The organism is Nonomuraea sp. NPDC003201, from assembly GCF_053590415.1.
The window spans coordinates 1-1,575 of record NZ_JBSFTC010000722.1 but is presented as its reverse complement, the minus strand read 5'-3'; the positions used below and the strand labels follow the sequence as shown (position 1 = coordinate 1,575).

2 protein-coding genes are annotated in these 1,575 nt (G+C 75.8%); both read left to right on the top strand.

Going from position 1 to position 1,575, the window contains the following annotated elements:
* Window positions 1-1,191 (top strand): GNAT family N-acetyltransferase (locus tag ACWDX9_RS63125; protein ID WP_449973419.1); only part of this gene is annotated, 1,191 nt, incomplete at its 5' end.
* Window positions 1,182-1,575 (top strand): glycosyltransferase family 4 protein (locus ACWDX9_RS63120; protein ID WP_449973418.1); only part of this gene is annotated, 394 nt, incomplete at its 3' end. The genes ACWDX9_RS63125 and ACWDX9_RS63120, both read left to right, overlap by 10 nt.

Sequence of the window (1,575 nt, the reverse complement as noted above, 5' to 3'; positions counted from 1 at the left end):
CGCGCCGCAGGCCCGTCCTCAGGCGCGGCCGGAGCCGGCGGCGCTGACCGGAGCGCCGGCGTGAGGGCCGCCCGGCAGGGGACCTCGCGCGCGGGGCTCACGCTGCGGGTCGTCAGGGGGAGCGCGGAACTGGCGGCGCTGTCGGCGGAATGGGCGGATCTGTACGCGCGCAGCTCGGTCGCCACGCCGTTCCAGTCGTACGGCTGGCTCAGCTCCTGGTGGCGGGTCTACGGGACCCCGGGGCGGCTGCGGGTGTTCCTGGCGCACCGGGACGGACGCCTCGTCGCGGCCGCGCCGCTCAGGCTGGAGCACCGGCTCGGCTGCCGGGTGCTGACGCCCGTCGGGGGAGCGCAGTCCGACTTCACGGACATCGTGGTGGACGACTCCGAGGGCGACGCGGGCCTGCGCGAGCTGCGCGCCGGGCTGCTGGCCCAGCCGGGCTGGGACGTCATCGACCTGCCCGAGGCGCGGCCCGGCTCGGCGATCCGCCGCCTGGCGGAGATCTGGGACGGCAGGGCCTGGACCCTGCCCGCCTCCACCTGCCTCCAGCTGCCCGGACAGCCCATCGAGCAGGTCCTCGCCGGGCTCCAGAGCCGCCGGGCCCAGCATGTGCGGGCCGCGCTGCGCAAGCTCGACGCCCTGAACGTGTCGGTGACGACGGTCGAGGCGGACCGGGTCAGAGCGTCGACGGCCGAGCTGCTGCGGTTGCACACCATGCAGTGGAAGAGCCGGGGGATCAACGCCCAGCACACGCAGCCGCGCTTCCTGGACCACCTGGCCGGAGCCGCGCAGGCGCTGGTGGCGGAGAACCACGGGGCGCTGTGGGAGTACCGGGTGGACGGGCGGCTGCTGGCCTGCGACCTCGCGGTGATCGGCAAGGACTTCGTGGGCGGCTACCTGTACGGGGTCCACCCGGACCTGCGGGCCCGGGTGGACCTGGTCACGATGCTGCTGCGTACCAACCTGGAGCTGACGCACCGGCTGGGCAAGCCCGTGCTCAGCATGCTGCGCGGCGCCGAGCCGCACAAGGCCAGGTGGGAGGCCGAAGCGGTGGTCAACCGGCGGGTGATGCTCGGGCGCGGCTCCCGCGCGGCCGCCTACGCCGCGCTGGCGGGCGTGAGCAAGGCGGGCAAGGAGTTGCTGAAGAGGCGCTGCCCGCGCCTGGCGGCGAAGGTCTCGGCATGGCGATGAGGCCGAGAGTCCTGCACGTCACGCAGCCGGTGGACGGCGGCGTGGGGGCGTACGTGGCCATGGCCGCCGCCGACCAGGCGCGGCGGGGCTGGCGCGTCGCGGTCGCCTGCCCCCCGCCTGATGTCCTGGCCGGCCCGCTGGCCGGCGAGCTGGACCGGCTGGGGGTGCCCCGGCTGGACTGGACGGCCGGCCGCGCGCCCGGGCTCGGCGACGTCGTCCAGGTGGCGCGGCTGCGGCGGATCGTGCGCGAGTTCGGCGCCGACGCGGTGCACCTGCACTCCGGGGCCCGTACGGTTGCGGATCTCGTACACGCGGCGGGAAGGGGAGGGCGGGGCGGCCCGGACGGTGCGGCATCCCGGTCCTCTCGTACTAGGGACAGCCCCT